The 25,117-nt window shown below is 65.3% G+C and carries 20 protein-coding genes and 2 pseudogenes; 13 read left to right on the forward strand and 9 right to left on the reverse strand.

Annotated features, from left to right (window positions below):
• Positions 1-81: 81 nt before the first annotated feature.
• Genes ACFPOB_RS18315 through ACFPOB_RS18325 form a run of 3 tightly spaced genes read left to right on the forward strand, consistent with a single transcriptional unit; the run spans position 82 to position 3,533 of the window.
• Entirely contained in the window at positions 82-1,251 is a 1,170-nt protein-coding gene (locus ACFPOB_RS18315) for an aminotransferase class V-fold PLP-dependent enzyme (protein WP_377799805.1), read from the forward strand.
• A gap of 19 nt (positions 1,252-1,270) precedes the next feature.
• Positions 1,271-2,275 carry an asparaginase gene (locus ACFPOB_RS18320; RefSeq protein WP_377799806.1) on the forward strand — a complete coding sequence of 335 codons (1,005 nt, stop codon included), beginning with the start codon at positions 1,271-1,273 and terminating at the stop codon, positions 2,273-2,275.
• Between the two features lie 52 nt (positions 2,276-2,327).
• Entirely contained in the window at positions 2,328-3,533 is a 1,206-nt protein-coding gene (locus tag ACFPOB_RS18325) for an FAD-dependent oxidoreductase (RefSeq protein ID WP_377799807.1), read from the forward strand.
• Between the two features lie 141 nt (positions 3,534-3,674).
• Here ACFPOB_RS18325 and ACFPOB_RS18330 read toward each other — a convergent pair whose 3' ends face one another.
• The 7 genes from ACFPOB_RS18330 to ACFPOB_RS18360 all read right to left on the reverse strand — a co-directional run bounded on the left by ACFPOB_RS18330 (position 3,675) and on the right by ACFPOB_RS18360 (position 11,188).
• Positions 3,675-4,379: a hypothetical protein gene (locus tag ACFPOB_RS18330; protein ID WP_377799808.1), complete on the reverse strand. Its 705-nt coding sequence runs from the start codon at positions 4,377-4,379 to the stop codon at positions 3,675-3,677.
• A 121-nt stretch (positions 4,380-4,500) separates the two neighbouring features.
• Complete coding sequence (locus ACFPOB_RS18335; protein WP_377799809.1) at positions 4,501-5,511, reverse strand: tyrosine-type recombinase/integrase; 1,011 nt, start codon at positions 5,509-5,511, stop codon at positions 4,501-4,503.
• Between the two features lie 74 nt (positions 5,512-5,585).
• Positions 5,586-6,959: a hypothetical protein gene (locus tag ACFPOB_RS18340; RefSeq protein ID WP_377799810.1), complete on the reverse strand. Its 1,374-nt coding sequence runs from the start codon at positions 6,957-6,959 to the stop codon at positions 5,586-5,588.
• A gap of 144 nt (positions 6,960-7,103) precedes the next feature.
• The gene (locus ACFPOB_RS18345) at positions 7,104-8,027 is read right to left on the reverse strand and encodes a hypothetical protein (RefSeq protein WP_377799811.1); all 924 of its coding nucleotides are present in this window, start codon (positions 8,025-8,027) and stop codon (positions 7,104-7,106) included.
• Positions 8,028-8,217: 190 nt separating this feature from the next.
• Positions 8,218-9,093 carry a hypothetical protein gene (locus tag ACFPOB_RS18350; protein ID WP_377799812.1) on the reverse strand — a complete coding sequence of 292 codons (876 nt, stop codon included), beginning with the start codon at positions 9,091-9,093 and terminating at the stop codon, positions 8,218-8,220.
• Between the two features lie 146 nt (positions 9,094-9,239).
• Complete coding sequence (locus ACFPOB_RS18355) at positions 9,240-9,593, reverse strand: recombinase family protein (RefSeq protein ID WP_377799813.1); 354 nt, start codon at positions 9,591-9,593, stop codon at positions 9,240-9,242.
• Between the two features lie 728 nt (positions 9,594-10,321).
• Complete coding sequence (locus ACFPOB_RS18360; RefSeq protein ID WP_377799814.1) at positions 10,322-11,188, reverse strand: hypothetical protein; 867 nt, start codon at positions 11,186-11,188, stop codon at positions 10,322-10,324.
• Between the two features lie 468 nt (positions 11,189-11,656).
• Here ACFPOB_RS18360 and ACFPOB_RS18365 point away from each other — a divergent pair, with 468 nt between their 5' ends.
• Together ACFPOB_RS18365 and ACFPOB_RS18370 are read left to right on the forward strand one after the other, a co-directional pair.
• Positions 11,657-13,177, forward strand: coding sequence for an SLC13 family permease (locus tag ACFPOB_RS18365; RefSeq protein WP_377799815.1), 1,521 nt, complete (start codon positions 11,657-11,659; stop codon positions 13,175-13,177).
• A 143-nt stretch (positions 13,178-13,320) separates the two neighbouring features.
• A pseudogene (locus tag ACFPOB_RS18370) lies at positions 13,321-14,674 on the forward strand (IS701 family transposase).
• A gap of 31 nt (positions 14,675-14,705) precedes the next feature.
• On the opposite strand, the pseudogene ACFPOB_RS18375 reads toward ACFPOB_RS18370, so the two are convergent.
• A pseudogene (locus ACFPOB_RS18375) lies at positions 14,706-15,085 on the reverse strand (IS5 family transposase); the annotation flags it as partial.
• On the opposite strand from ACFPOB_RS18375, the gene ACFPOB_RS18380 reads away from it, so the two are divergent.
• From ACFPOB_RS18380 to ACFPOB_RS18395, 4 genes are all read left to right on the forward strand, one after another.
• A complete protein-coding gene (locus ACFPOB_RS18380; RefSeq protein WP_377799894.1) occupies positions 15,077-15,532 on the forward strand; it encodes a sll1863 family stress response protein in 456 nt (151 codons plus the stop codon). The pseudogene ACFPOB_RS18375 and the gene ACFPOB_RS18380 sit on opposite strands and share 9 nt — an antisense overlap.
• A gap of 39 nt (positions 15,533-15,571) precedes the next feature.
• Positions 15,572-15,901: a hypothetical protein gene (locus ACFPOB_RS18385; protein WP_377799816.1), complete on the forward strand. Its 330-nt coding sequence runs from the start codon at positions 15,572-15,574 to the stop codon at positions 15,899-15,901.
• A 66-nt stretch (positions 15,902-15,967) separates the two neighbouring features.
• Positions 15,968-16,381, forward strand: coding sequence for a hypothetical protein (locus ACFPOB_RS18390; protein ID WP_377799893.1), 414 nt, complete (start codon positions 15,968-15,970; stop codon positions 16,379-16,381).
• Positions 16,382-16,508: 127 nt separating this feature from the next.
• On the forward strand, positions 16,509-16,712 hold the full coding sequence (locus ACFPOB_RS18395; protein ID WP_377799817.1) for a hypothetical protein: 204 nt from the start codon (positions 16,509-16,511) through the stop codon (positions 16,710-16,712).
• Between the two features lie 363 nt (positions 16,713-17,075).
• Here ACFPOB_RS18395 and ACFPOB_RS18400 read toward each other — a convergent pair whose 3' ends face one another.
• Positions 17,076-17,678 carry a TetR/AcrR family transcriptional regulator gene (locus ACFPOB_RS18400; protein WP_377799818.1) on the reverse strand — a complete coding sequence of 201 codons (603 nt, stop codon included), beginning with the start codon at positions 17,676-17,678 and terminating at the stop codon, positions 17,076-17,078.
• Between the two features lie 546 nt (positions 17,679-18,224).
• Between ACFPOB_RS18400 and ACFPOB_RS18405 the strand changes: the two genes are divergently transcribed.
• The 4 genes from ACFPOB_RS18405 to ACFPOB_RS18420 are packed head-to-tail and all read left to right on the forward strand — an operon-like array spanning position 18,225 to position 25,101.
• Entirely contained in the window at positions 18,225-19,346 is a 1,122-nt protein-coding gene (locus ACFPOB_RS18405) for a thiolase family protein (protein WP_377799819.1), read from the forward strand.
• Positions 19,346-21,643, forward strand: coding sequence for a 3-hydroxyacyl-CoA dehydrogenase/enoyl-CoA hydratase family protein (locus tag ACFPOB_RS18410; RefSeq protein WP_377799820.1), 2,298 nt, complete (start codon positions 19,346-19,348; stop codon positions 21,641-21,643). Before ACFPOB_RS18405 ends, ACFPOB_RS18410 begins: the two co-directional genes overlap by 1 nt.
• 19 nt (positions 21,644-21,662) lie before the next feature.
• On the forward strand, positions 21,663-23,423 hold the full coding sequence (locus tag ACFPOB_RS18415) for an acyl-CoA dehydrogenase C-terminal domain-containing protein (RefSeq protein ID WP_377799821.1): 1,761 nt from the start codon (positions 21,663-21,665) through the stop codon (positions 23,421-23,423).
• A gap of 28 nt (positions 23,424-23,451) precedes the next feature.
• Entirely contained in the window at positions 23,452-25,101 is a 1,650-nt protein-coding gene (locus ACFPOB_RS18420) for a long-chain-fatty-acid--CoA ligase (RefSeq protein ID WP_377799822.1), read from the forward strand.
• Positions 25,102-25,117: the final 16 nt, after the last annotated feature.

The following is a 25,117-nucleotide window of genomic DNA, read 5'->3' on the forward strand; positions in this document are numbered from 1 at the left end:
CGCCGACGCACGCGAAGGAAGGCCGTCACGGCGGCCTTCTCGCGATCGGCCACGCCCGTCCGTTAGCTGCCGGAGCCCTCCATGAGCCGCCATTACGATGTCGAGGCGATCCGTCGCCAGTTCCCCGTGACGGAGCGCATGCTCTATCTCGATTCCGCCCATCAAACCCCGCTCGCCACGAGCGTGCGCGACGCGCTGATCGCGTTCTACCGTGAAGGCAGCGAGACGGCCGGTCCCAAGCCGGTTTGGCTTGACCGGGTCGAGGCGGTGCGCGGCCGCTTGGCGAAGCTGCTGAATGCGGCGCCGGCGGAGATCGCCTTCACCAAGAACACCTCCGAGGGGATGAACATCGCCGCCAACGCCTTGCCGCTGGTGGCGGGCGACAATGTGCTCTTGGTCGAGGGCGACCATCCCAACAACGCCTACGCCTTCCTCAACCTCCGCAGAAAGGGGGTCGAGGTGCGCTTCGTGCCGATGACGGGCGAGACGGCGCGGGCGGAGATGTTCGCTCCCCATATCGACGCCCGCACCCGCGCGATCTCGCTCTCCCACGTCACCTTCCATGCCGGGCACCGCTTCGACATCGCCGCGATCGGCGCTCTCTGCCGGCAGAACGAGCTTTATTTCGTCGTCGACGCCATGCAGTCGGTCGGCGTCGTGCCGATCGACGCGGCCGCGAGCGGGGCGAACCTGATCGGGGCCGGCTGCCATAAGGGACTCCTCGTTCCGCAAGGGCTCGGCATCCTCTATTGCCGCGCTGGGCAGGACGAATTGCAGCCGGCCTATATGGCGATGTCGAGCCTCGCTCACCCGCCGGCCGACTACATCGCCCGCGCCGACAACATGGCTCTGAGACCGGGCGCGGGACGTTTCGAGATCGGCAATCTCAACCTGCCCGACATCCATGCGCTCGACGCTTCGCTCTCCCTGATCGAGAGCGTCGGCACTCCCGCGATCGAGGCGCATCTCCACGATCTCGGCGACCGCCTGATCGAGCGTCTCGACGGTCTGGGCGTCGGCCTCGTGGGACCACGCGCACGGGCCGATCGCTCGCCGCACATCTATGTCCTCGATCTGCCGGTCGAGCCATGGCACGCCTTCCTGTCGAGCCGGCAGGTTCGCGTCTCCCCGGAGCGCGACGGCATCCGCGTGTCCTTCGGACTGTTCAACACCATCGACGATGTCGACCGCTTCGCCCGCATCCTGACGGAGCACGGCACGCTGCCGGCCCGGGCGAGCGCCGCCGCCTGATAACGCGAGGTCGCGCGCCATGAGACGGGATCGGAGCCGCGTCGCGGTGATCGGCACGGGCGGGACGATCAGCGCCATCGGCCGCGACGCCTTCGACCTGCACGACTATGACGCCCATGGCGTCATGCTCGATGCAGCCGAGCTGCTGGCACGCTGCCCCCGCGCCGAGAGCGATCCCGATCGTTACGCCGTGCCGTTCGGCACGGTGTCGAGCGTGCGGATCGGCTTCGAGGAATGGCGGCACCTCGCGATCCTGTGCCATGACATCGCCGACCGCGACCCCGATCTCGCCGGAATCGTCATTGCGCACGGCACGGCTACGCTCGAAGAGACGGCCTTCTTCCTGCACCTCGTGCTGAAGATCGAAGTTCCGGTCGTCGTGACCGGAGCGATGAGGCCCTGGAACGGGTTGTCGAGCGACGCGGCGGCCAATTTGCGCGACGCGATCCGCGTCGCGGCCGTCCCGGAAGCGAGAGGCCTCGGCGTCATGGTCGTCATGAACGGCGAGATTCATGCCGCGCGCGACGTGACCAAGACGTCGACCACGCGTCTCGACGCCTTTCGATCCCCGACGGCGGGCCCGCTGGGCGAGATGAGCGCGGACCGGATCCTCTTTCGCCGTCGCCCTTGGTCCGAGCCCGCAGGGGATCCGCTTTTCGCCATCGACGCGATTCCGGCCCTCCCGCGTGTCGACATCCTCCATGCCTATGCCGGAGGAGACGGCGCGCTGGCGCGGGCGGCGATCGCAGCCGGGGCGCGCGGCATCGTTTCAGCCGGTTTCGCACCGGGCGAGACGCATCCCGAGGAGGTGGCCGCCCTGCGCGCGGCGGCCAAAAACGGGGTCGTCATCGTCCAGTCGACGCATGCGGGTTCCGGTCGGGTGCCACCGGCCGCGCATCTGGCCGAGAATGGTTTCATCGGGGCGGAAGACCTTCCGCCTCACAAGGCCCGCATTCTCCTCGCGCTCGGCCTGACGCTGACGCGCGATCCCGAACGGATCGCCGCAATGTTTCAGGACTGTTGAGAAGCGGAATGGACCGGGCCCGACTGCAAACTCTGGACATGGCGGGAACCGGATGACGGACATCATGATTCTGGGCGCTGGCGTCGTCGGCATGACGAGCGCCTACGCGCTGGCGCGCAGGGGATATCGCGTCACGGTCGTCGACGAGGGGCCAGCCCCTGCGACGGCCGGCGCGAGCTTCGGCAACGGCGCACAGCTCAGCTACGCCTATAGCGATGCCATGGCCTCGCCGAGCCTCCTGCGCAATCTCCCGCGCTATCTGCTCGGCCGAGACGAAGCGTTTCGCTGGAAGCCGTCGCTCTCTCCGGCATCCTGGCTCTGGAACCTCCGCTTCCTCGCGAACGGAACCCGCTCGGCCTTTGAGCGCAACACGCTCGAGATCCTCTCGCTCGCGCTGGAGAGCCGGCAGGCTCTGGCCGCGCTTCTCGCACGCCATCCGATCGACTTCGATCACCGCAAGGCTGGAAAACTGCATATCCACGCTTCCTCAGAGACCCTGGAGCAGGCCCGACGGATCGGAGAGCTGAAAAGCGCGCTCGGCGTCGACCAGCAGGTCCTGAACGCAAAGGAGGCGACCGAGCGCGAGCCGGCGCTCGCTCATTACGGCGCGCCCTTCGCCGGAGCGATCTGGTCGCCGATCGACGAACTCGGCGATCCCGTGATGTTTTGCCGAGGCCTCCGTTCGATCCTGGAGGACCAATACGGAGCACGCTTCCTGTTCAGGACGCGCATCACCGGGCTTCGTCGGTCGGGACGGAGCATCGCGGCGGTCTCGACCTCGCAGGGAGACCTCGCGACGCCTCGCGTGGTGCTGGCGCTGGGGACCGGTAGCCTCCGCGTCGCCCAGTCGGTCGGCATCGCCCCGCCGATCTGGCCGATGCAGGGCTATTCTCTGACGCTTCCCGCCACTCCCGACGCGCCGACCGCCAGCATCACCGATGTGAAGCGCAAGTTCGTGCTCTGCCGGATCGGCGAGCGCCTGCGCGTCGCCGGCCTCGCCGATCTCGGGGGCGCAGACACACCGTTCAAGCCCGAGCGCGCCGCGACCCTCCTGCGTACGGTGGGGGCGATCTTCCCGAAAGCCGGCGATTACGACGAGCGACAGGAATGGACCGGCTTCCGCCCGCTGGCGCCGAACTCCCGACCGCGGATCGGCCCGACGCCGATCGAAGGCCTCTATCTCAACTGCGGCCACGGATCGCTCGGATGGACGCTTGCCTTGGGCTCAGCGGAGCGATTGGCTGTTTTGCTGAGATAACCAGTGGCAAATGACACCACCTAACCCCGTCATGTTTGCTAATGTCCGCTGCATGGCCAGACGCCAATGGCCGCCTCTGGCGCATCCTTCGAGTCCCCGGCTTCAAAGGCTGCCGCCCGCGTTTCAGAATTCCTGGGCCAGTTATGCCGCGAGACACACCGCCGCCGCGGCCTCGGCCACGACAGCCGTCGCTTTCGTCAGCGGCAGAAAGTACAGCTCCTTTGCCCGCACGATCCCATGAGCGAATCCCGTTACAGAAGGAAGATCGGTGAGCTGCTTACCGCGGGCCAACAGGTGAGTTCGGCCCTCCTCGGTCTCGGCCCAGCTGAGCACGGAATGCGCAGCGATTGCGTGGCGAAAGCGGCATTCAAATTGTCCGCGCGAGAGGTCGCGAGGCAGCGTGACAAACAAACACCCATCGCGAAGCTTGAGTCCGGGTGGCATCGCACGAGCGCCCCCCTTGAACGGGATGAGGCTATAGTCGTCGAAGCCGGCGCGATGGGATCCCGCCACCGTGTCATATCCACCGTATCGAATTTTCGAGAGATCATCGACTCGGTCCTGGGCAGACCGGCGCGTCGTCGTCCCAATCTTGTATATCGCCTTCCCGACGGCCTCGGCGCGTTGCCGCAGCCCCGGCGAGCCTGCGAGATAGATTCCGACCTCGACGCGCTGTGCGGCTATCGTAACGGCCGATGGGTATGTTGACGCTTCAGCCGGCCCGTTGGACGGGATACGCTCGAGCTCCTGGAGACGCCTGGATGCGAGATGGATCATACCGACGATTTCGAGCGCGCTTGCACTGTCGATCGTGGCTTTGAGAACGTCGTAAGAAAGCTTAGTCATTTCTTGGGGGTCCTTTACCGATAACTGGCAAAATCCCCGTCTGAATTGTAATGGCTCAAGATCGGCTGCCAAGATCGCAGGTGACAGCCAAAACGGTTGCCACAGCATTTCTGGCCGATGGTCACTTCTGAAGACGCGCGGCTCGCTGAAGGGCTTGCTTGAGGGCAGCCTGATAGACATGGCGGCCGAACTCCACGCGCGCTGGCGCATACACCCGGTCGGTTTGCGTCTGATCGGCGTGCTGCAGTTGTCGCCAGGCGACTTCGGCTCCGAGGCTTCGGTCTCCACGCGCCCAAACCGCCACCAGTCGCCGGAAACTGTGCGGATTGATCTTCTCGCCACACAGACGCTCGGTCAGTTTGCGAATTCGGGAATATGCGGTGGGATACGACAACGCCCCACCTTTGGCTCCTAAGAAGAGGTTCTTTGGCGAATTGGCGGAACACAGGATCGGCCTGACAAACTCAAGGTAGAGTCTGACGCAGCGGCCCAGTTCTTTGCCAAGCACGGCGTTGAAATCCTGACCGCCTTTCATCTCCTCACCGGGAATGTAGATAACGATGTCGGCCTCATGCACGATGAGCCGATTGCCAAGATCGAGCGAGAGGACGTTCTTGATCCGCAAAGGCAGCTGGGTCAGGAGCATCACGACCAAGGCCGTCAAAGCCTCGCTCGCAGCACGGCGCGCGCGGGCGCGTTCGCGCCAGCGCATTCCCAAGCGGCGGATTTCGCGAACGCGAACCAGGAAGAACGCCTTTGCCGAGCGATACACTTGCCGGGCACTAGCCCGCGGCGGCGGGATGTAGCCGCGCGTAGGGGAGCTTCCAGCGACTTCGGCGATGATGGCTGCAGCGTCCTTGAGATCGGCGCGGACACACAATGCCTTCAGGCGCTCCATCAAGGTCAGAACCGATCCGTCCTTGTTCGTCTTCGCGAGGTCGGCCATGAAGCCTTCGAGCGTCTGCCGGGTCAGGCTCTGCGCGAGGGGAAGATGTAGGGAAGCGGGATGGCAGCGGTCCAGGTAACCCAGAAAGAACCCTAGGACCTGCCGAAGATTCTGCTGTGTCGCAGGGCGCAATTCGGTCCGCTTCTCAAGGGGATCGTAAGACCCCTCGGAGGCGATCGCGACCACGCCGCGCTGCTCGGCTGACCAGCGATCCCTTTGAAGGGATCTCGGTTGCCTTTTGCGGTGTGCTTGCGATGGGGTCACGGCTGATCCCCGCGATCGCTTCGCGGCGCCTCGAAGCTGTCTTCGATGCGCTGGGTGCCATCCCGCCCCAACAGGGACCGGAAACGCGTTCTGAAATTTGACGCGAAGCGGAACCCATTGGCATCGGACAGCCAAGGAACGATTTTCTCGTTCTCGCGAATGGCCGCGATGTTCGCGCCGTCGCGCAGCAATTGCAGGGTTAGGCCGCCATGCCCGACCGCTGACAGGAACCTCTTGACGCCGGTCGAGAGAGCGCTGCCGCTGACCGGTCCCAGACGACCGGAGTCAAGGAACGCGTGAGGGGCGTGGCCGAGGCGATCGGTGATTGCCGCATGGTAGAGTTCAATAGCGGCACCGAACTCCTCGGGAAGTCCATGCTCCAGGTCGACGAGGGTGCGATTGCGCGGCCCCTCGAGATGCGGCCTGCCGCCGCCGTTCGGACGCGAAAAGGTCGCCTGCTCGATCGTGCCGCGAGGACAGAGGTTCCAGATTGCGAGCCCTACGGCGATGCACGCGCGCGCTCGGGCCAGGGCGTCATAGTCGGGAGAATTTGCCAGAACCCTTTCGAGCTCGACGACCACGGCATCCATGATCGAGGCGACAATCTGCGTTGTGAAATGACCGACCTTCTTCACCTGGTTGGCAGGGAGATCGATGCCGGCCGGCCTGTGCCGGAACCTGACTTTTCGGACGACTTTTATAAGGCCGGCCGCCTGCCCGCTCTTCTGGAGCGCCCGCTCGATCGCCTGCAGCGCCAGATCTCGTGCCTTGCTGCGGGCGGCCCCGGGGTAGAGGTTGTCGACCGCCGCCGTGAGCATCGGGTAATCGGCCAGGTCCGCTATCGAGCCGACCTGATGTCCGGACTTGGCCGCCGTCTCGGCGATCCGCACGATACGATTGCGCTCGTTGTAGAGGTTATGCTCGGCAGGACTTGCATTCGGATCGGGCGACCCGAACAACTGATCGAGCTCCTCCCAAAAGCGAGCTGGAAGAAGCTGACCTCGCAGGAGCCGTGCGGTCTCGCGTTTCCCGGCTCGGGACGTGAGGGCTTGCAGGTGGTTGAACGCCTGCAACGTGCGAAGCTCATTCCAAGCCCGGATCAAGCTCGAGATGAACGATTGCGGATCCTGGACACCCCAGTCCGCCAACTGGTCGCGGTACAGGTCAATCGTTTCGTCATCGATCTCAGACGCGGCGATGTGCTGGTCGCTGGCGTATTGGAGGAGCGGACTGATATAGGTCCTGAACCGCTTCGGCATCTCCTGATAGAGCGAGCCGATCTCGGGGCCGAAGCTGCTGGGCTTGGCGCGTGGCTTCAGCCGGCAGCGCTTGGCTGGAGCCTCGAATGAGGCGTCAGGCTTTTCATTCATGGGGGTGAATCTCCTTACGGTTGCTGCCCTTCTTTGCTGCTGGCGAATGCACCGCCGAGAGCTCCGGCTTGGAGTCGTTGACGACGAGCGTTTTCGCCGGATTTCGACGCAGGTTCGGCTGACGAGAGCTAGGGACCATCCGGATCATGCCTGCCCCCGGATGGCCGGCTCCCGCGCCTGGAGCGCGATCGCGTCGGCCAACGCGGAGCAGTTGCGGCGACGCAGAAAGGCAAGCGCCTTCGCAAGCGCCGCGGGTGCGATGTCGATGGGCTGGCGCCTCTCGCGCCTGGTCCTGTGCGGCGTCAGGTCGAACACTGCCGGCGGCATCTTGAAAGCCACGCGCTGCGTGATCGGCGTGAAGGCCAGCAAAAGGACGAGAGCGGCGGTGACGGTCGCGGGCGACGGGACGATCGGCTCGCCGGTAGCCGCGTGCGTGATCGTGAGCGACATGGACGAATGCGGCAGATCGAAAGGCCAGTGCCGGATGCTGATCTTGACCGTCACCGTGTTGGCGGGAAAGCTCCGCAAACGCGGATCGCTCGCCAGCACCGCGCGCAGACGGGACTCGAAATCCCATCGGCTCAGGCGACGACGAAGCCTGGCCCCTTCCAGTAAACAATGATGGATCCACCAGGCGGTCGTGCCGTCGGGATAATCGGTGGGCGACGCATAGGCGATCGCCTTTTCGATCGCCCGGACAGGACGCGTCGCCTCATCGGCTGGATGGCCAAGCACGCTGAGCGCGATGGCCGCCGCCTCCCGCGCCCGGATCGCGGCCGCGCAGTCGGACTCCGCAGCGCCAGCGAAGCGGAACAAGGCCGTCAGGGAGGACTTCCCGCGCAGGGTGATCTCCCGGAGGCCGCCCGCGTCGCCAAGCACGGCCGTGCCGGCTGCTGTGATCGGCTCAGGAGCGAGCGGTCCGAAATCGCCGCGACCGAAGGTGTCGTTCCGCCACCCCGGATACACGCCGATGATCCAGTCGAAATCGGCCGGAATCGCGAAGGTCTCCTGATCGCCCGCCAGCAGGGATCGGATGAATGCGGAGTGATCGTCCGGGATGCTGATCATGGGATCCACACATGTTCGGCGCTCCCCGATCGACTGTCGGGGACGCAAGTGGCACAGGGGCTGCCGGCTTCGACGCAGGTCGCACGGGCTAGCCCATGGGAGGACGACCCGAGCCGGCCGGGCAGGCTGAGTGCGCCGGAACGGCTGTCCCACGGGTTTGGTCGCGTTGCGCCGGGCGACGCCATCGCGGTCATGACGATCGAACCGCGGCGTTGGCTTGGGCGATGACCGCCAAGGCGAGATCGTTCAGTCCGATCCTGCGCAGGTACTGGATCGCCTTGCGATGGTTCAGCCACCGGCGCTCGGACGCGATGCGATCCGCCGCACGCAGCGTGGCCGAACTGCTCGGGCGCAGGGTCAGCGTGGCAGAGTGATCGACATACGCGTACCGCCGCCCGAAATTCCGGGTTCGGAGCAAGATGCACAGGATCGCCTGGGCGGTAGGCTCCGCGATTTCGATCGGCGTATCGTCGCGTTCGCGCCAGATCCCAAAGGCGGCGCGCGCCGAGCTTGCGAGTGCCGGGTTCCCATCTGGTGAAAATCCCGCCATCCATTGCGCATACACCGCCTGGCTTTCAGCAAGCGCCATGCGCACTTCCGGATCTGCCCGAATGACGGATTCGATCTGGGCGTTGGCAAACGCTTCGGGGATCGCCCTGACTGCTGCCACTTGCCGATCAAACCTGCCCCCTGCGGTCACCTCGCTTGATCGAAAGAAGGGCCTGCCCTTGACCAGCATCTCGTGAGGCCAGTGGACAGTATCTTTGAGCAGGTAGATCATCGGCGGCCGCACGCAGGAGCTGTCGGCCCACTCGACCATCACATGCGAGAATGAATCGCGCTCGTTTCGAGGCTGCCTGGTCGCGTATTCGATGACACCAAGCGCATTTTCAGCCGCCTGCTTCGTGTAACGTTCCGCCTCCTCTGCCGACCTGGCAAAACCGGCCCATAAAGAGTTCGCATTGTTTGCTGATCCTTCCACGAAGGTTGCTCCACGCCAGAGGGAGAGTTCTTCCGTGAAAATGTCGATCAGCTGGAGCTGTTCATAACCGTCCATTTGATCCATTGTCAGGTTCCTTTTCTCCGGGGGATATCCCGCCTCTTCCCACCCGACCTCTCGCCTCGCGCCGGTTCTGCTGCGCTCGATAAGGGCAGCATCCTTGCGACGCTGGCGGCACGCGTCGGTCTCCGCTGCCCCGGCCGGCCCGGCACTCAGTGACGATGACGGCGCGTCGACGATCCGCCGCTGTGAGGAGCGATCTCGACGTGGACGCCGAGACGGCGAAGTCGCGTGACGATCTCGCTCTGCTCCTCCGGATCGGGGCCGAAATCGCGCAGAGTGCTGATCACCACGCGATCGAAGCCGCCGCGAGCGGCGTCCTCCGTCAGCACAGTGAGCCGCGGACGCCGCACCGCCGGGACGCTGTCCTCGCGCTCGACATAGACGAGCGCCTGTCCGACCGAGACGCCTTTGCGGATGAGGGACTTCAGCGCGTGCTCGACCTGAGCCTGGATCACACCCTGGCCGACGCCTTCGCGATCGACCACGTAGACAGCAATGTTCATGATTTGTCCTTCGATACCCGGAGCTGGGGACGTAAGCAGCTGTTTCGCCGGGCGATTTTCGTCGCCAGACGATCCTGTGTGCGGAATAGCCTCAGTTCTGGAAGGCCGCGGCGCGACGTCCTCGCCACGTGATCATCTGGTGATCAGGGCATAGTCGGTCGCGTCGTTGCCGGTTGGCCTGGGGCCGGTGACGGGTTCAAGATCGCCGAGCGATCGAGCCGAAACAACGGACAAGTTGGGACAGTTCGTTGGCCAAGCTTGTGCCTTGACGGGCATTGACGACAAAAGGCCTTGCAGTGCCGCAGCGGCCCCGACCCGCTCTCGCAACACGGCCTGGCTTCGAATGCCTCTGCTCGTCATGGGATCGAGACGTTCTAGCCGGGAGGCGAAAGTATCCGCTGGGCGGGGCGCGCCACCGGTTCGAAGCCGCGACGACTGACAGATGCCATGTGCGGGCAATTCCCCTGCCCTCTCTGCATCGCTCACGATTTGAAGGAGGACGAGAAGACCAGCTGCCCGGAGGCCTGATGCGACGTGCGGTCCGTACGGAGCCGACAGCCGCTGAACGAAGCCCCTGGTTAGCGGGAGCCAAGGTGGGGTCAGGGAGGCCCTCTGCGTAGCTGAACGATCGTCCCGCGCCGCGGCAATCCGACCGGCGCGAAGAGCTGGGACCGCCCACGAGCGAATGACGCGAAAGGCACCGCGCGGCCGGCACGCATCGTGCTGCGTTAGGCCAATTTAAGCAGGATAGCTCTGAGATCAGCTTCTGAGCGGTCGCTCTCCAGTATTTCGATTAGCTTCTTGCGAGATCTTGAAAATGTCTTGAGGCTCGCTGCGTGTGTCTTTCCCGTTTCACTCTTAAGCTCGCTAAGATAACTTTGGTGCTGCGAAACAAGGCTATCCTTCAAAACGCCTGACAAATGCTGCCTTAGCTGCCACCTTAGCGCATTTATCTGCCCAAGTTTTCGAGACATCCCTGATATCAGCTGGTTGACCGAGTCATGGTCGACAGGCTGGGGAGCGATACTCGTGCCAAGTTTTGCCGCATGGATGGAGAACAGAAACTCCCCCGCCGGCGAGCGCGCAATTCCTCGATCCCGGTCTATCACATCGAAGGATCGCCAGACGTCGAGCGGCAGCACGGCGAAGTCGCCCCAAGCATGCTGCACACGTGCGACGATGGCGCAGCTGCCGACCGTCACCGCATTCTCAAACCATGTCTTGAGCGTCTGCCATGCCGTTTTGATCTCCTCGGCGGCGTGCACGGAAGCCGCGGCGTCAGCGCCGGTGCCGCTGGTCAACGCAGGGACCATTTCTGCGACCGTGCTGTTCGGGTCGATCTCGAGAAACCGATGGCCACTGGTTGGCTTGACGAGGAACACGCCCTCCTCAGCATCGAACAGCAACGTGCCAGGGAATGCGGCGTCGAAATCCATCATCGTGATGTTCGGATCGAGATCGTACCACTGATCAAGATCAAAACCGTGCTGGAAATAAAATGGCCCTAGGCGCAGCGGCACCCAATCAGGGTCAGGTGCGGCAATGACGACATTGGTCGTGTTGGCGTAAGGGAAGGCATGCTCGCCGTCGCTCATATCAAATCCCGCAATTCCAAGCCGCAGTACAGCCGGCGAGTTTCTTCACGCTACACCCACATTCATCCGGCTTGGAATGGGCAAGTGGACGCTCACCATTCGAGGGAAGAGGGTTGGTGAGGGCATTCCGCACATCAAGGTCGACGTCGTTGCGGGACATTCGGCGATTCAGCCGATCGCGCGTGATCACCTCAAGAACCATCACGCCAGCCATCTGCACAAAGCGCAGCAGGCCGGCTCCTTAGCTGTTCGCCGACTCGGGACCTAAGCGTTGAAGGTCGCCGAACGAGCTTCGCCGACCGAGCCTCTGGGAATTGCGCTGCCGTGTGGCGGCTAACGACCGCGCGGGATGCGCGCACGGAGCACCTTGTTGATTATCCTACGCGTCGTCGTTTTGATGTCGATCAATGGTATCGCGCTCCTATCGCGGCACGGAGAGCGCGGCGCGTCGGACGACAGGAGAATCCAATGGTTCACATGGTTGGCCCGGACACGGCCAAGGGCCGGAGCGTTTCCCCTCCCGTCGCGCCATCCTGGCTGCGCACCAACTGGTCCCTGTGCCTGGCACTCATCGCCCTCGTCGCAGTGGTGCTGGCGCCGACGCCCGAGGGGCTGTCCGTCGCCGGCCAGCGGATGCTCGGTGTTCTCGTCTTCGCCGTCATCGTGTGGATGACGGAGGTGCTCGACTATGCCGTGTCGGCGCTCTTCATCGCGGCACTGATGGCCTTCCTCCTGGGCCTGTCGCCGTCGCTTACGCAGCCGAGCGTGCCGATCGGCACCAGCGCCGGCCTCGGCATCGCCTTCGGCGGCTTCGCCAACAGCGCGCTGGTGCTGGTCGCGGCGGCGCTCTTCCTCGCCGCCGCCATGACGATCACCGGGCTCGACAGGCGCATCGCCCTGGTCATCCTGGCACGGGTCGGCACAGAGACGAAGCAGGTGGTGATTGGCGCCATCATCGTCGGCATCGTGATGGCCTTCCTGGTGCCGTCGACGACGGCGCGCGTGGCCTGCATCGTGCCGATCATGCTCGGCATCATCACGGTGTTCGGCGTCGAGCGCCGGGGCGCCTTCGCCGGCATGCTGATGATCACGACGGTCAACACCGCGAGCATCTGGAACATCGGCATCAAGACGGCGGCGGCCCAGAACATGGTGGCCGTCGGCTTCGTCGAGCGGACGCTGCACTACACCATCACCTGGCTCGAATGGTTCGTCGCCGCGGCGCCGTTCGCCGTCATCATGACGGTCGTGATGTATTTCATCATGACCCGCATGATGCCGGTCGAGGTCAAGGAGGTCGTAGGTGGCCGCGAAGCGATCCGCGTGTCGCTGGACGAGCTCGGCCCGATGAAGTCCTCCGAGAAGAAGCTGCTTGCGATCTCGCTGGCCCTCCTGGCGCTGTGGTCGACGGAGGGCGTGCTGCACCGCTTCGACACCTCCTCGACGACCGTCGCGGCAGTCGCGCTGATGTTCCTGCCGGGGATCGGCATCATGACCTGGAAGGAGGCGCAGCCGCGCATTCCTTGGGGTACCGTGATCATGTTCGGCGTCGGCATCAGCCTCGGCACCGCTCTGCTGACGACCGGTGGCGCGACCTGGCTCGCCAATCATGTCGTGGCTTGGTTCGGGCTAGGTAGCGCCAGCCCGCTCGTGATCCTCGGGGTCCTGGCCCTGTTCCTGACCGTGATCCATCTCGGCTTCGCCAGCGCGACGGCGCTCGCCTCCTCGATGATCCCGATCGTCATCGCGATGCTCCAGGGCGTCGGCGGCAACAAGCTCAACGTCGTCGGCATGACCATGCTGCTGCAGTTCGTCGTCAGCTTCGGCTTCATCCTGGTCGTCAACTCGCCCCAGAACATGGTTGCCTACGGCACCGACACCTTCGAGGCTAAGGATTTCACCCGCACCGGCATCGTGATCACCATTGCCTCGCTGGCGGTGTTCTTTCTGCTCTCCGTCACCTACTGGCGCTGGCTCGGCTACGTTTAGGCTCTGGATCAATTTAGGCTCTCCGCATAACGGGTCGCGCAGGCGCTTGATCGCGCCCCAACGGTCGAGTTCCTGCTGCTAGCACTACTTTGGCAGATTTTTAGGACGGCTGGCATTTTTGGGATTTCCCAGGCGGAGTTTGCGTGATTCATGGGTGGTCGGCTTTGTGGAGGGCCGGCCATGGAGAAGAACTGGAAGTCCGATCTCGATGTTTGGCTTTCGCCCTTTCTCGCAGCTCTGCGGCACAAGGTGCGGGCGCGGATGTGCCCGGGCTATGTTGTGGGGCTGATCGGTGCCGGAGACCGCAAGAGCATCCAGCCGATGGCGGCGCGGGACGGTGGCGTCGGCTACGACCAGCTTCATCACTTCATCGCCGACGGTGTTTGGGACGCGGCGCCGTTGGAAAAGGTCCTGCTCGCCGAGGCTGACAGGATGGTCGGCGGCAGCGAGGCCTGGCTGATCGTCGACGACACGGCCCTTCCGAAGAAGGGCGAGCGCTCGGTCGCTGTTGCGCCGCAATACGACTCGGCCTTGGGCAAGAACGCCAACTGCCAGCCCCTGGTGTCGCTGACGCTGGCTTCCGGTGAAGTCCCCGCCATGGTGGGGTTGCGGTTGTTCCTGCCCGAGAGCGGGACGAGCGATCCCACACGACTGGCCCGGGCCGGCGTGCCGGACGGTCATGGAGACTATCGGACCAAGCCCGAGATCGCGCTCGCCGAGATCGACCGGGCGCGCACGGCCGGCCTGCGCTTCGGTTGTGTGCTGGCCAATGCCGGTTATGGCCTCTCCGCGCCATTCCGGCAGGGGCTGAGCGAGCGTGGCCTCACCTGGGCCGTCGGCATTGGGGCGCGCCAGAAGGTCTACCCGGTCGATGTGGCCCTCATCTTTCCCGTCGCCGGGCGCGGCCGCCCGCGCAAGAACCATGTGCCCGACGCGAAGTCGGTCTCGGCGGAGAAGACGCTGGCGACGGCGCCCTGGCGCACGCTGAGCTGGCGGCGTGGCACCAAGGGCCCACTCAAGGCCCGCTTCGCCGCCGTGCGGATCAAGGTGGCCGATGGCCCGCCCCAGAGGATCGGCAATATGGGGCAGCAGCATCTGCCAGGAGAGGAGGCCTGGCTGATCGGCGAACATCGCTCGAATGGAGAGCGCAAATATTATCTCTCGAACCTGCCCGCCGGCGCCTCGCTCAAGCGTCTGGCCGGCGCCATCAAGGCGCGCTGGATCTGCGAGCAGGCGCATCAGCAACTGAAGGAGGAACTCGGGCTCGATCACTTCGAGGGACGATCATGGACCGGGCTGCACCGGCACGCGCTCATGACCATGATCGCCTACGCCTTCCTCCAATCCCGTCGCCTCAAACAGGCGAAGCGGGAAAAAAAGAATCCAGGGCCCGCCACCGCAGCCGACCCTGCCAGCGATCCGGGCGACCATCATCGCCAAGCTCGAACGGCCACCGCCAACACAATGTCCGCACTGCCGCCGACGGCTCAACTCTAAAAATCTGCCAAAGTAGTGCTAGGGTCCGGACTCATAACCAGTAGCAGACGGTTGCAGCAATGCAGACGGCTGCGAGGAAGTTGATGGCCAGGCGGTCATATCGCTGGCGACGCGGCGGAAGTCCTTGAGGCGGCAGAACATGCGTTCGATGGCGTTCCGATCGCGGTAGAGCACGGGTGAAAAGCAGTTCTTCCAGCGCCGGTTCGCCTTGGGTGGGATGTTCGGCATCGCGCCTTTCTCCTCGACCTGCCGGCGGATGGCATTGCTGTCGTAGCCCTTGTCGCCATTCAGGATGCGGGCGGCCGGGATCTGCTCCAATAGGACCGAGCCCGCCGTGCAATCGGCGATCTGGCCGCCGGCCAGCAGGAACGCGATGGGTCGGCAGTCGCGGTCGGTCAGCGCGTGGATCTCCGCGATCGACGCGACGCGTACCGTGCCCAGGCTGAAGAGGCTGCGGCCAACGCCAAGACCTGGACGGATGCGCAGGTCGCCGCGGCGCAGAAATCGCTGGATGACGGTTGGACCGCCTTCCAGGCTGCTCGGGATCGGTATCTCGAAGCGGCGAAGGTCGATCTGGCCACCCGCCGGGCGATACTGGAGGCCGAACTTGACGCGCACCAGAAGGCGTGGCGGAGTTCGATCGACGAACTGCGCAGCAAGGCGTCCAAGCTGGCGGCCGACCAGCGGGCGGCGGTAGACGCCCGGATCGCTGCGTTGAACGCTCAGGTGGACAAGGCGAAAGCCCGGATCGCCCGTCTTGAGGATGCATCCGCCGAGGCGTGGGGAAAGACGAAGAAGGGCTATGCGGATGCGCAGAATCTCTTCTTCGACGCCTATGCTTCGATCCGCAAACCATAGAGGACGCTACGAAGTAGCCCCCTATGGGCCGGAGGCGGAATGACGACGCTCCGTCTTCCGGCTCCGGCAAGTGTCAAGGAGAAGGCGATGAGTCTCATGAGCGAAATCCAGAGCCTCCGTGCGCAACTCGATGCTCATGCCCGCAGGGAGTCGGCAAGGAATGCAGACGCGGAGAGACAGCCTGCGTCGCCGCCTCCTAGCCCGGACATCCCTCATGACGGGATCGACGTCGACACTTTCCTCAAAGCGGTCATCGATACCCTCGACGAGTTCGCCGACGAGCTCGACCGTTTCCCGCGTCTGACGGCACTCGCGGCGCTCGGGCTTGGTCTCGCGGCCGGCGTCGTTATCGGTCGCCAGTTTCGCTAGCCGTCTCCATGACCGCCAGAAAGGTCAACAATGTCCACTCTCAATTCCGCAAAACTGTATGGTCGCGTGGCCTTGCTGCGTCGTCAAGTTCTGCTTCGGCAATTGATCCGGCGCGCCATCGCAGGGGCACTCGCGGTCGCCGCCTTCACCGTTACCGCTGGGCTGGCCACCTACGCGCTGTTCCTTGCGATCAGGGCTCCGTTCGGCGACATCAACGCGGCGCTAGCAGTGGCCGCGCTCTACCTTGCCGTGGCTCTCCTTCTGCTGGCCTATACGTTGCGCGAACCGCAATCTCCGGAGCTCGAAGCACTGGCGGAAATGGAGGCGGCGGCGCTTGAGACGATCACGGCTGAGACGCAGGGCGTGGTCCAGATGGTCAACGCCGCCGGTTATCGCTTTGAGAGTCTCGGAAGCAGCCTGGCGCTCGGCGTCAGCATCCTCGGTGCGCTTCGCAGGCTCTTGGCCGCCCGAAAGCCCTGAGACGAACCAGCCAGCCAGGGCGCTGTGCCGCTCCATTCTGGAGCATGCTCCTGCCCGCACGCTCATTGGAAGCCCGAATTTCTCCGCGCATGTCACACGCATGCCGGCCACTCGAAAGGACCATGCAATGCCGGACCTCATCGTTGTCAGTTTCGGTATCCAGGACGCGGCGGACGACGTTCTGCTCACGCTTGCCAGGCTTCAACTGGAGTTTCCGGAGATCGACGGTGAAACGGGTCTGAACTGCGCCGGTTGGGCAAAGAAGCTGCCGGGGGCGGCAACGATTAGCGTCGGATCGGTCGGCCTCGCCTCCGACTTCTTCGGCGCCTAAGGATCGAGCGCTGCTGGGCTCGGCGACCTCAAAGAGCGGCTCGAACGTGAGGAATTCGACCTGATCGCCGTGAGCCGCGCGCTGATCTCGGATGCACAGTGGGTGCGAAAGGTCGGCTCTCACCAGACGCAGGATTTGCGGGGGTTCGATGCCGCCGATCTCGCCGAACTGGTGTGACCGTCAGTCCAACGCCGACACTGTGACCGCATGCCGAACACCTTCGCCTCGAAGGCCGGCATGTGGCTTCGCTCCGTAACATCTCGTGCGGCGGTCATGCCGCGTTCCCGCGGCAACTTGAGCGTCGGGCTGTCCGGTCGATCAGACTGCTCCGCGTCGCCATGGCCACCGCCGGCAGAAAATTCATCATTGCCCGTTGCAGTCATCGTGGTGGAAGATCGCCATGATCTGCCGGGCGATTTCCGCCGGAGTCTGGCCACCCTGCCGATACCAGGAGCCGACATTGTTCAGGAGCGTCAGCAGCAACAGGCGATAGATCTTGCGGTCCAGGTTCGGCGCAAGCGGCAGATCGTCGACCAACTGGACGAAGATCCGCTCGAAGGCATCGCGCTTCGCCACGAGGCGCTCGCGGACGGCTGGCGGAACGGACTGGAAGTCGCTCATCAGCGGCATGGTGATCGAATTCGGATCGAGCTGGATCTCGAGCATGGTCGTGGCGGCCGCGGAGAGCCGCTCCCAGGGACCTTCGGCCTTGGCGATCACCGAGCGTATCCGGTCCTCGGCGACCTGAAGCGCGATGTCGTGGATCTTCACGAACAGCGCCTCCTTCGACTTGATGTAGTGATAGAGCGAGCCGCCGAGCAGGCCGACACGCTCGCCAATGTCCCTTACCGACGTGGCGGCATAGCCGCGCTCGGCGAAGAGCACAGCCGCGGCCTCCAGGATCTCCCGATGGCGCTCGTTGATCTCGTCCTTGAACAGATCGCTCGCAAGCGCGCCGGTCAGCACCGATCGCCTTCGCGAGGAAGTTTCATTCGCCGCCATTCCATCGCCCCTTGGTCCGGGCCTCCGCATTCCCCGGATCGCCCGCATCGCTGCGAGTGCAAGCATCGCGGGTCGCGCTTGTAAAGCGACGCGCCCCTTTCGCACACCAGTGTCTGCATTCATGTCTGCATTCATGGCAGCGTCGGTTCCGGCGTCATCGGAGCCAGAGACACCCCCATCGGATCAGACTTTTGTCGTGCCGATAAAGTCGCGCTTGAGCATTGTATCAACCGTTTGATACAAGCGCGATCAAAGGTGGAGGAGACTCCTTGCGTGCAGGCTGCGATCCAGGTGCGTGAATCGGTGGAGTTCGCCACGGCGACCGCCGGAGCCGGGACCTCCGTCGGTCCCGACAAGCCGGACGTGTCGTCTGCGGGCCGGCTCGCAGGGGAGCGCGCGGCTGCTTCGTCGGCTCGCCTCCCCTTCCCCACCATGACCCGGGTGCGGCCAGAGGGCGCTGGCGGCCCGGTTTGCCCGACATTGTGACTGGATACCTGAAGGAGCGCCCTCATGGCGGAAGCCTATATCGTCGACTATCTGCGCACGCCGTTCACGCCGGCCTACAGGGGGGCCATCGCCTCGGTTCGCCCGGACGACCTCGTGGCGGGCGTCATCGCGGCACTCGTCAACCGGGCGAATGTCCCGGCCGGGGAGATCGAGGACGTCAACCTCGGCTGCGCCTTTCCCGAAGGCGAGCAGGGCCTCAACATCGCCCGCTGCGCCGCGCTGATCGCAGGCCTGCCGCAATCGGTCGGCGGGTCCACGGTCAACCGCTGGTGCGGCTCGTCCATGCAGGCGATCCAGATGGCCGCCGGCGCGATCGCTATGGGAGCCGGTGACGCCTTCGTCGCGGGCGGCGTCGAATCCATGAGCCGCGTACCGATGATGGGGTTCAACCCGCTGCCCAATCCCGGCTGGACGGAGGCCCAGCGGCTCGCCTTCCTCAACATGGGCCTGACGGCGGAAAACCTCGCGGATCGCTACGGGCTCTCCCGCGAGGAGCAGGATGCCTATTCGCTCGAAAGCCAGCGGAAGGCGCTCGCGGCGCGGGCTGACGGCAGGCTAGCTGTCGAGATCGCCCCGGTCGGCGATATCGCCACCGATGGCTGCCCGCGGGAAACGGATGCCGCGAAGCTCGCCGGGTTGAAGACGGCCTTCAAGGCCAATGGTTCCGTGACGGCCGGCAATTCCTCGCCTCTCACCGACGGCGCCTCGGCAACGCTCGTCTGTTCGGCCGACTTCGTCGCCCGGCACGGGCTCAAGCCGCTTGCCCGCGTGGCGAGCTATGCGATTTCCGGTTGCGCCCCCGAAATCATGGGCATCGGCCCGGTGGAGGCGAGCCGCAAGGCCCTGAAGCGAGCCGGCATCTCCACGGCCGATCTCGCGGTCGTCGAGATGAACGAGGCCTTCGCGGCGCAGGTGCTCGCCTGCTGCCGCGATCTCGATATCGATCCGGCCAGCCTCAACCGGGACGGCGGCGCCATCGCGCTCGGCCACCCGCTCGGCGCCACCGGCGCGCGCCTGGTCGGCAAGGCAGCGAGCCTGCTCAAGCGCGATGGCGGGCGCTACGGGCTTGCCACCCAGTGCATCGGGGGCGGACAGGGCATCGCCATGGTTCTGGAGGCGGCGTGATGACGGCGATCAACAAGGCCGTCGTCATCGGCGCGGGGGTGATGGGCTCGGGCATCGCCGCTCATCTGGCCAATGCCGGCGTCAGCGTCGTGCTGCTCGACATGGAGAAGGCGCTCGCCGATGCAGGCGTGGCGCGCCAGATCAAGGCGGGCGGCTTCATGGACCCCGCCTTCGCATCCCGCATCGTCACGGGCTCGACCTCCGACGATCTCGGCCTCGCTGCCGACGCCGACTGGATCGTGGAGGCGATCGCCGAGCGGCTGGACGTCAAGCAGGCGCTCTACAAGGCCCTGGAGCCCCTGCGTAAGCGGGGCTCGATCGTCTCCTCGAATACCTCGACCATTCCCCTCTCCGCGCTGACCGCCGGCTTGCCGGACAGCTTCGCCGCCGATTTCCTGATCACCCATTTCTTCAACCCTCCGCGCCGCATGCGCCTGCTCGAGGTGGTCGAAGGACCGAAGACGCGGCCGGAAGCCGGCGCCGCGATCCGCGATTTCGGCGACCGCGCGCTCGGCAAGCGGGTCGTCTCCTGCCGGGATACGCCCGGCTTCATCGGCAATCGCATCGGCAACTACTGGATCGCGGCCGCCCAGAACGAGGCGATCCGGCTCGGCCTCGACGTGGAAGAGGCCGATGCCGTCATCAGCAAGCCTTTCGGCATTCCCTCGACCGGCATCTTCGGCCTTCTCGACCTGGTCGGCATCGACCTCATCCCTCTCGTCATGCGCAGCCTGCAGGGCGCATTGCCGCCGAGTGACGCGATCCATGGCTACGACGCGGAGCCGCCGCTGATCGCCCGGATGATCGCGGAGAACCGCATCGGACGCAAAAGCGGCGCCGGCTTCGTGCGCCTCTCCGCCGATCGCAAGAGCCGCGACGTCACCGATCTCACGACCGGCGACTATCGGCCGATCAAGCCCGTGGCGTCGGAAAGCCTCGAAGCGGCCAAGGGAGACGCCCGCGCGCTGATGGAGCATTCCGGCCTCGGCGGACGATATGCTGCGGTCGTCATGGCGAAGACGCTGGCCTATGCCGCGTCGCTGGTGCCGGAGATCGCCGACGGGCCAGATGCCGTCGACGACGCCATGCGCGCCGGCTACGGCTGGAGCGAGGGGCCCTTCGAACTAATCGACCGGCTCGGCGCCGGCTGGCTGGCGTCGCGCCTTTCCGCACACGGTCTTGCAGTGCCCGCCTATCTCTCGCTCGCGGCCGAAAGGGGCGGCTTCTATTCGGTCGCGGATGGCCGGCGCATGTGCCTGCTGCCCGATGGCTCGACGCGGCCTGTCCACCGGACTGAAGGCGCGATCACCATCGCCGACCTCTCGCTCGCCGGGGCTCCGGTCGCGGATTACGGCTGCGCAGCGTTGTGGGATCTCGGCGACGGCGTGGCCTGCCTCGAATTCCGCACCAAGATGAACACCTTCTCGGACGCATTGCTCGGTGCGATCCATGCTGCGATCGAGGTGGTGAAGGTGCGCTTCAAGGCGCTCGTGATCGGCAGCGATACCGCGCTCTTCAGCGCGGGAGCCGATCTCCGCGTGTTCCTGGATACCGTCGAAAAGGGCGGCCCGGAGGCGCTAGGCCCCTTCATCGACCGAGGTCACGCCGCCTTCAAGGCCCTCAAGTATGCGCCGTTTCCCGTCGTCGGCGCGCCGGCAGGGCTGGCCTTCGGCGGCGGCTGCGAGATTCTGCTCCATTGCGACGCGGTCCAGGCCCATGCCGAACTGTCAATCGGCCTGGTCGAGACGCGCATCGGCGTCATTCCCGGCTGGGGCGGCTGCAAGGAAATGCTGATCAGGCAATACGCCATGCCGGCCGCGCCCCATGGCCCGGTGGCGCCCGCGATCGCCGCCTTCAACCTGATCGCCCCGGCCAGAGTCTCCGGGAGCGCTTTCGAGGCCCTCAGCCTCGGCTTCCTGCGGGCGACCGACGGCGTCACCATGAACCGTGACCGCCTGCTCGCCGACGCCAAGCGCAAGGCCCTGGAACTCGTGCCCGGCTACGTGCCGCCCGACAAGCCGCAGTTCGCCCTGGCCGGCCCCTCGGGAGCCTCTGCCATCCGCAACATCCTGGATGGCGAGGCCATCGCCGGCCGCGCCACCGCGCATGACCGGGCAGTGGGTGGCGCCCTGATCGAGGTCCTGACCGGCGGTGCCACGGCCGATCCGCTGAAGCCCCTCGGCGAGGACGACGTCACCGCTCTGGAGAAGAGCGCCTTCATCGACCTTCTCGGAACGCCGGAAACGATAGCCCGCCTGAAACACATGCTCGCGACCGGCAAGCCGCTTCGCAACTGACACGGGAAAGACAGGAACAATGGCCTCCTACACACCGCCCGTCGCCGATATTGCCTTCCTGCTCGAAGAGGTCTTCGACTTCGACGACCTGATGCAGGCCCTCCCCGGCTATGAAGACGTCAATGCCGAGCTTGCGGTCTCGGTCCTCGACGAAGGCGGAAAGTTCTGCGCAGGCGTGCTCGAACCGCTGAACCGCCCGGGCGACGAGGAGGGCTGCCGCCTCGAAAACGGGCTCGTCTCCACGCCGAAGGGTATCGCCGAGGCCTACAAGGCCTTCGTGGAGGCCGGCTGGGCCGGCCTTTCGGGAGACCCGGAATATGGCGGCCAGGGCCTGCCGCGCGCCGTGCAGATCCTCCTCGACGAAATGCTGTCCTCCGCGAACCTGTCCTTTGGCCTCTTTCCGGGGCTCACCCGAGGCGCGGCGGAGGCGATCGCACACCATGCGAGCCCGGAACTGAAGGCAACCTACCTGCCGAAGATGATCTCGGGGGAATGGACCGGCGCGATGGCGCTCACCGAAGCCTCGGCCGGCACAGATCTCGGCCTCCTGACCACGAAGGCCGAGCCCGTCGGCGACGGCTCCTACCGGATCAAGGGCACGAAGATCTTCATCTCGTCGGGCGATCAGGACTTCGGCGGCAACATCGTCCACCTGATCCTGGCCCGGCTCCCCGACGCTCCTAAGGGGGTCAAGGGCATCAGCCTGTTCCTGGCGCCGAAATTCCTCCTCCGGGAAGACGGCTCGCTCGGCGCGCGCAACGGCATGTCCGTCGGCGCACTCGAACACAAGATGGGCATCCACGCCCAGCCAACCTGCGTAATGAACTATGACGGCGCGATCGGCTGGCTGGTCGGCGAGCCCGGCCGCGGCCTCAATGCCATGTTCACGATGATGAACGCCGAACGCCTGTTCGTCGGCATCCAGGGGCTCGGCATCGCCGAGGCGGCCACCCAGAAGGCCACGGGCTATGCGCGCGAGCGCCTGCAGGGCCGCTCACCCGATGGCAGCCGCGGGCCCGTCGCGATCATCGAGCACCCCGATGTCCGCAAGATGCTCCTGACGGGGCGCAGCATCTCCGACGCCTGCCGGGCTCTGGCGATCTGGACCGCGATGCAGATGGACATTTCCGCCAGGCACCCCGACGCGGCCGTGCGCCGGGAGGCCGACGAACTCGTCGCCCTGCTCACGCCGGTGGTCAAGGCGGCCTTCACGGATTTCGGCTTCGAGACGGCCGTCACCTCGCAGCAGGTCTTCGGCGGCCATGGCTACATTCGCGAGTGGGGCATGGAGCAGTTCGTCCGCGATGCCCGCATCACGCAGATCTACGAAGGCACCAATGGCGTGCAGGCCATGGACCTCGTCAGCCGCAAGCTGCCGATGGCGGACGGGGCGGTGGCCTCGCGCTTCTTCTCGATCATCCGGCACGATCTGCAGGCCGCAGCGCAGACGCCAGCAGCTCGTGCCATCGCCGAAGCGAGCGAGCAGGCGCTAGGCCGGCTCGAACGCACGACGCAGAGCCTGCTCGCCGCGCGTGACGAGCCCACGGCGGCCGGGGCTGCCGCAACCGACTATCTGCGCCTCTTCGCGCTCGTCTCCTGCGGCTGGATGTGGGCCCGGATGGCGGAGAAGGCGGCGGTCGGAGACACGCCGCTGCACCGCCGCAAGCTCGCGGCGGCGCGGTTCTTCGCCGAACGCGTGCTGCCGCAGGCCATCGGCCTGGAGGCGGCACTCGCCAATGGACCGGGCTCCCTGATGGAGCTCGAAGCCGACCTGTTCTGATCAAGAAAATTCGTGGGAGGATAATGACATGCTTGGACAGATGATGAATGCGCCGCTGCTGGTGTCGTCGATCCTGCGACACGCGGCGGCCTACCACGGTGACACGGAAATCGTGTCCCGCACGGTGGAGGGGCCGATCCACCGCTACACCTATGCCGAGCTTTCACGGCGGGCGAAGAAGCTCGCCAATGCGCTCGAGCGCCTCGGCCTCGAACGGGGCGACCGGGTCGGAACGCTGGCCTGGAACGGCTATCGGCACATGGAGCTGTATTACGGCGTCTCCGGGTCGGGCCTCGTCTGCCACACGATCAATCCGCGCCTCTTCCGGGAGCAGATCGCCTACATCATCGATCATGCCGGAGACAGGGTTCTCTTCTCCGACCTGTCCTTCCTGCCGATCCTCGAAGCGCTGGCCGACACGCTGAAGACCCTGAAGGCCGTCGTCATCATGACCGACGAGGCGCATATGCCGACGTCGGACATCCTCCCGAATCTCGTCTGCTACGAGACGCTCATCGCGGGGGAGCCGGACGAATACGAGTGGCCCGAGTTCGACGAGAACACCGCCTCCGGCCTGTGCTACACCTCCGGCACCACCGGCGAGCCCAAGGGCGTGCTCTACAGCCATCGCTCCAGCGTACTGCATGCCATGTCTGCCGCGCTGCCCGACGTGCTGGGACTCTCGTCCCTGGATTCGGTTTCTCCCATCGTGCCGATGTTCCACGTCAACGCCTGGGGCGTGCCCTTCGCCGCCCCGATGGTCGGCGCCAAGCTCGTGATGCCGGGGCCGAAGCTCGATGGCGCGAGCCTGCATGAGCTGTTCGAGCAGGAAGGGGTGACGGCCACCGCCGGCGTACCGACCGTCTGGCTCGGGCTGCTCGACTGGATGGACGCGCACGCACGGTCCTTCACCAGCCTGAAGCGCGTGGCGATCGGCGGGGCCGCCTCGCCGCCGATCATGATCAGCCGTTTCCAGAGCAAGGGCGTCATGGTTCGCCACGCCTGGGGCATGACGGAAACCAGTCCGATCGGCCTCGCCGCGGCCCTGACGGCGAAGCACGAGGGGCTCTCGCCCGAGGAGAGGCTGATGCTGCAGTCCAAGCAGGGACGCCCCGTCTTCGGCATGGAGTTCCGCATCGACGATGCCGCCGGCAGGCCGGTTGCCCGCGATGGCAAGAGCTTTGGCTCCATGCTGGTGCGCGGCCCCTGGATCGCCGCCGCCTACTTCAACAGCCCGGCCAGCCCGGCGCATGAGGTCGAGGGCTGGTTCAACACCGGCGACGTCGTGACCATGGATGCCGATGGCTTCGTCCAGATCGTCGACCGCACCAAGGACGTGGTGAAATCCGGGGGCGAATGGATCAGCTCGATCGAGCTTGAGAACATCGCCCAGGCTCATTCGGCCATCAAGGAAGCCGCCGTCGTCGCCCGGCCGGACGAGCGCTGGGGCGAGCGCCCGGTGCTCGTGGTGCAGCTCAAGCCGGAGGCCAGCTTCTCGCGGCACGACATGATCGAGCTCTATACGGGCAAGATTCCGAAATGGAGCATCCCGGACGAGGTCGTGATCGTGAAGGAGTTGCCCCATACGGCGACAGGCAAGCTCCTTAAGACGGCCATTCGGGAGATCGTCGTGAACGAGACGCAGCCGGTACCGCTCGATGACGGAATCGCGGGATGATGCGGGATTCCGCCGG

Source organism: Allobosea eneae (assembly GCF_042657265.1).
In the GTDB taxonomy this organism is placed as follows: Bacteria; Pseudomonadota; Alphaproteobacteria; order Rhizobiales; family Beijerinckiaceae; genus Allobosea; species Allobosea eneae.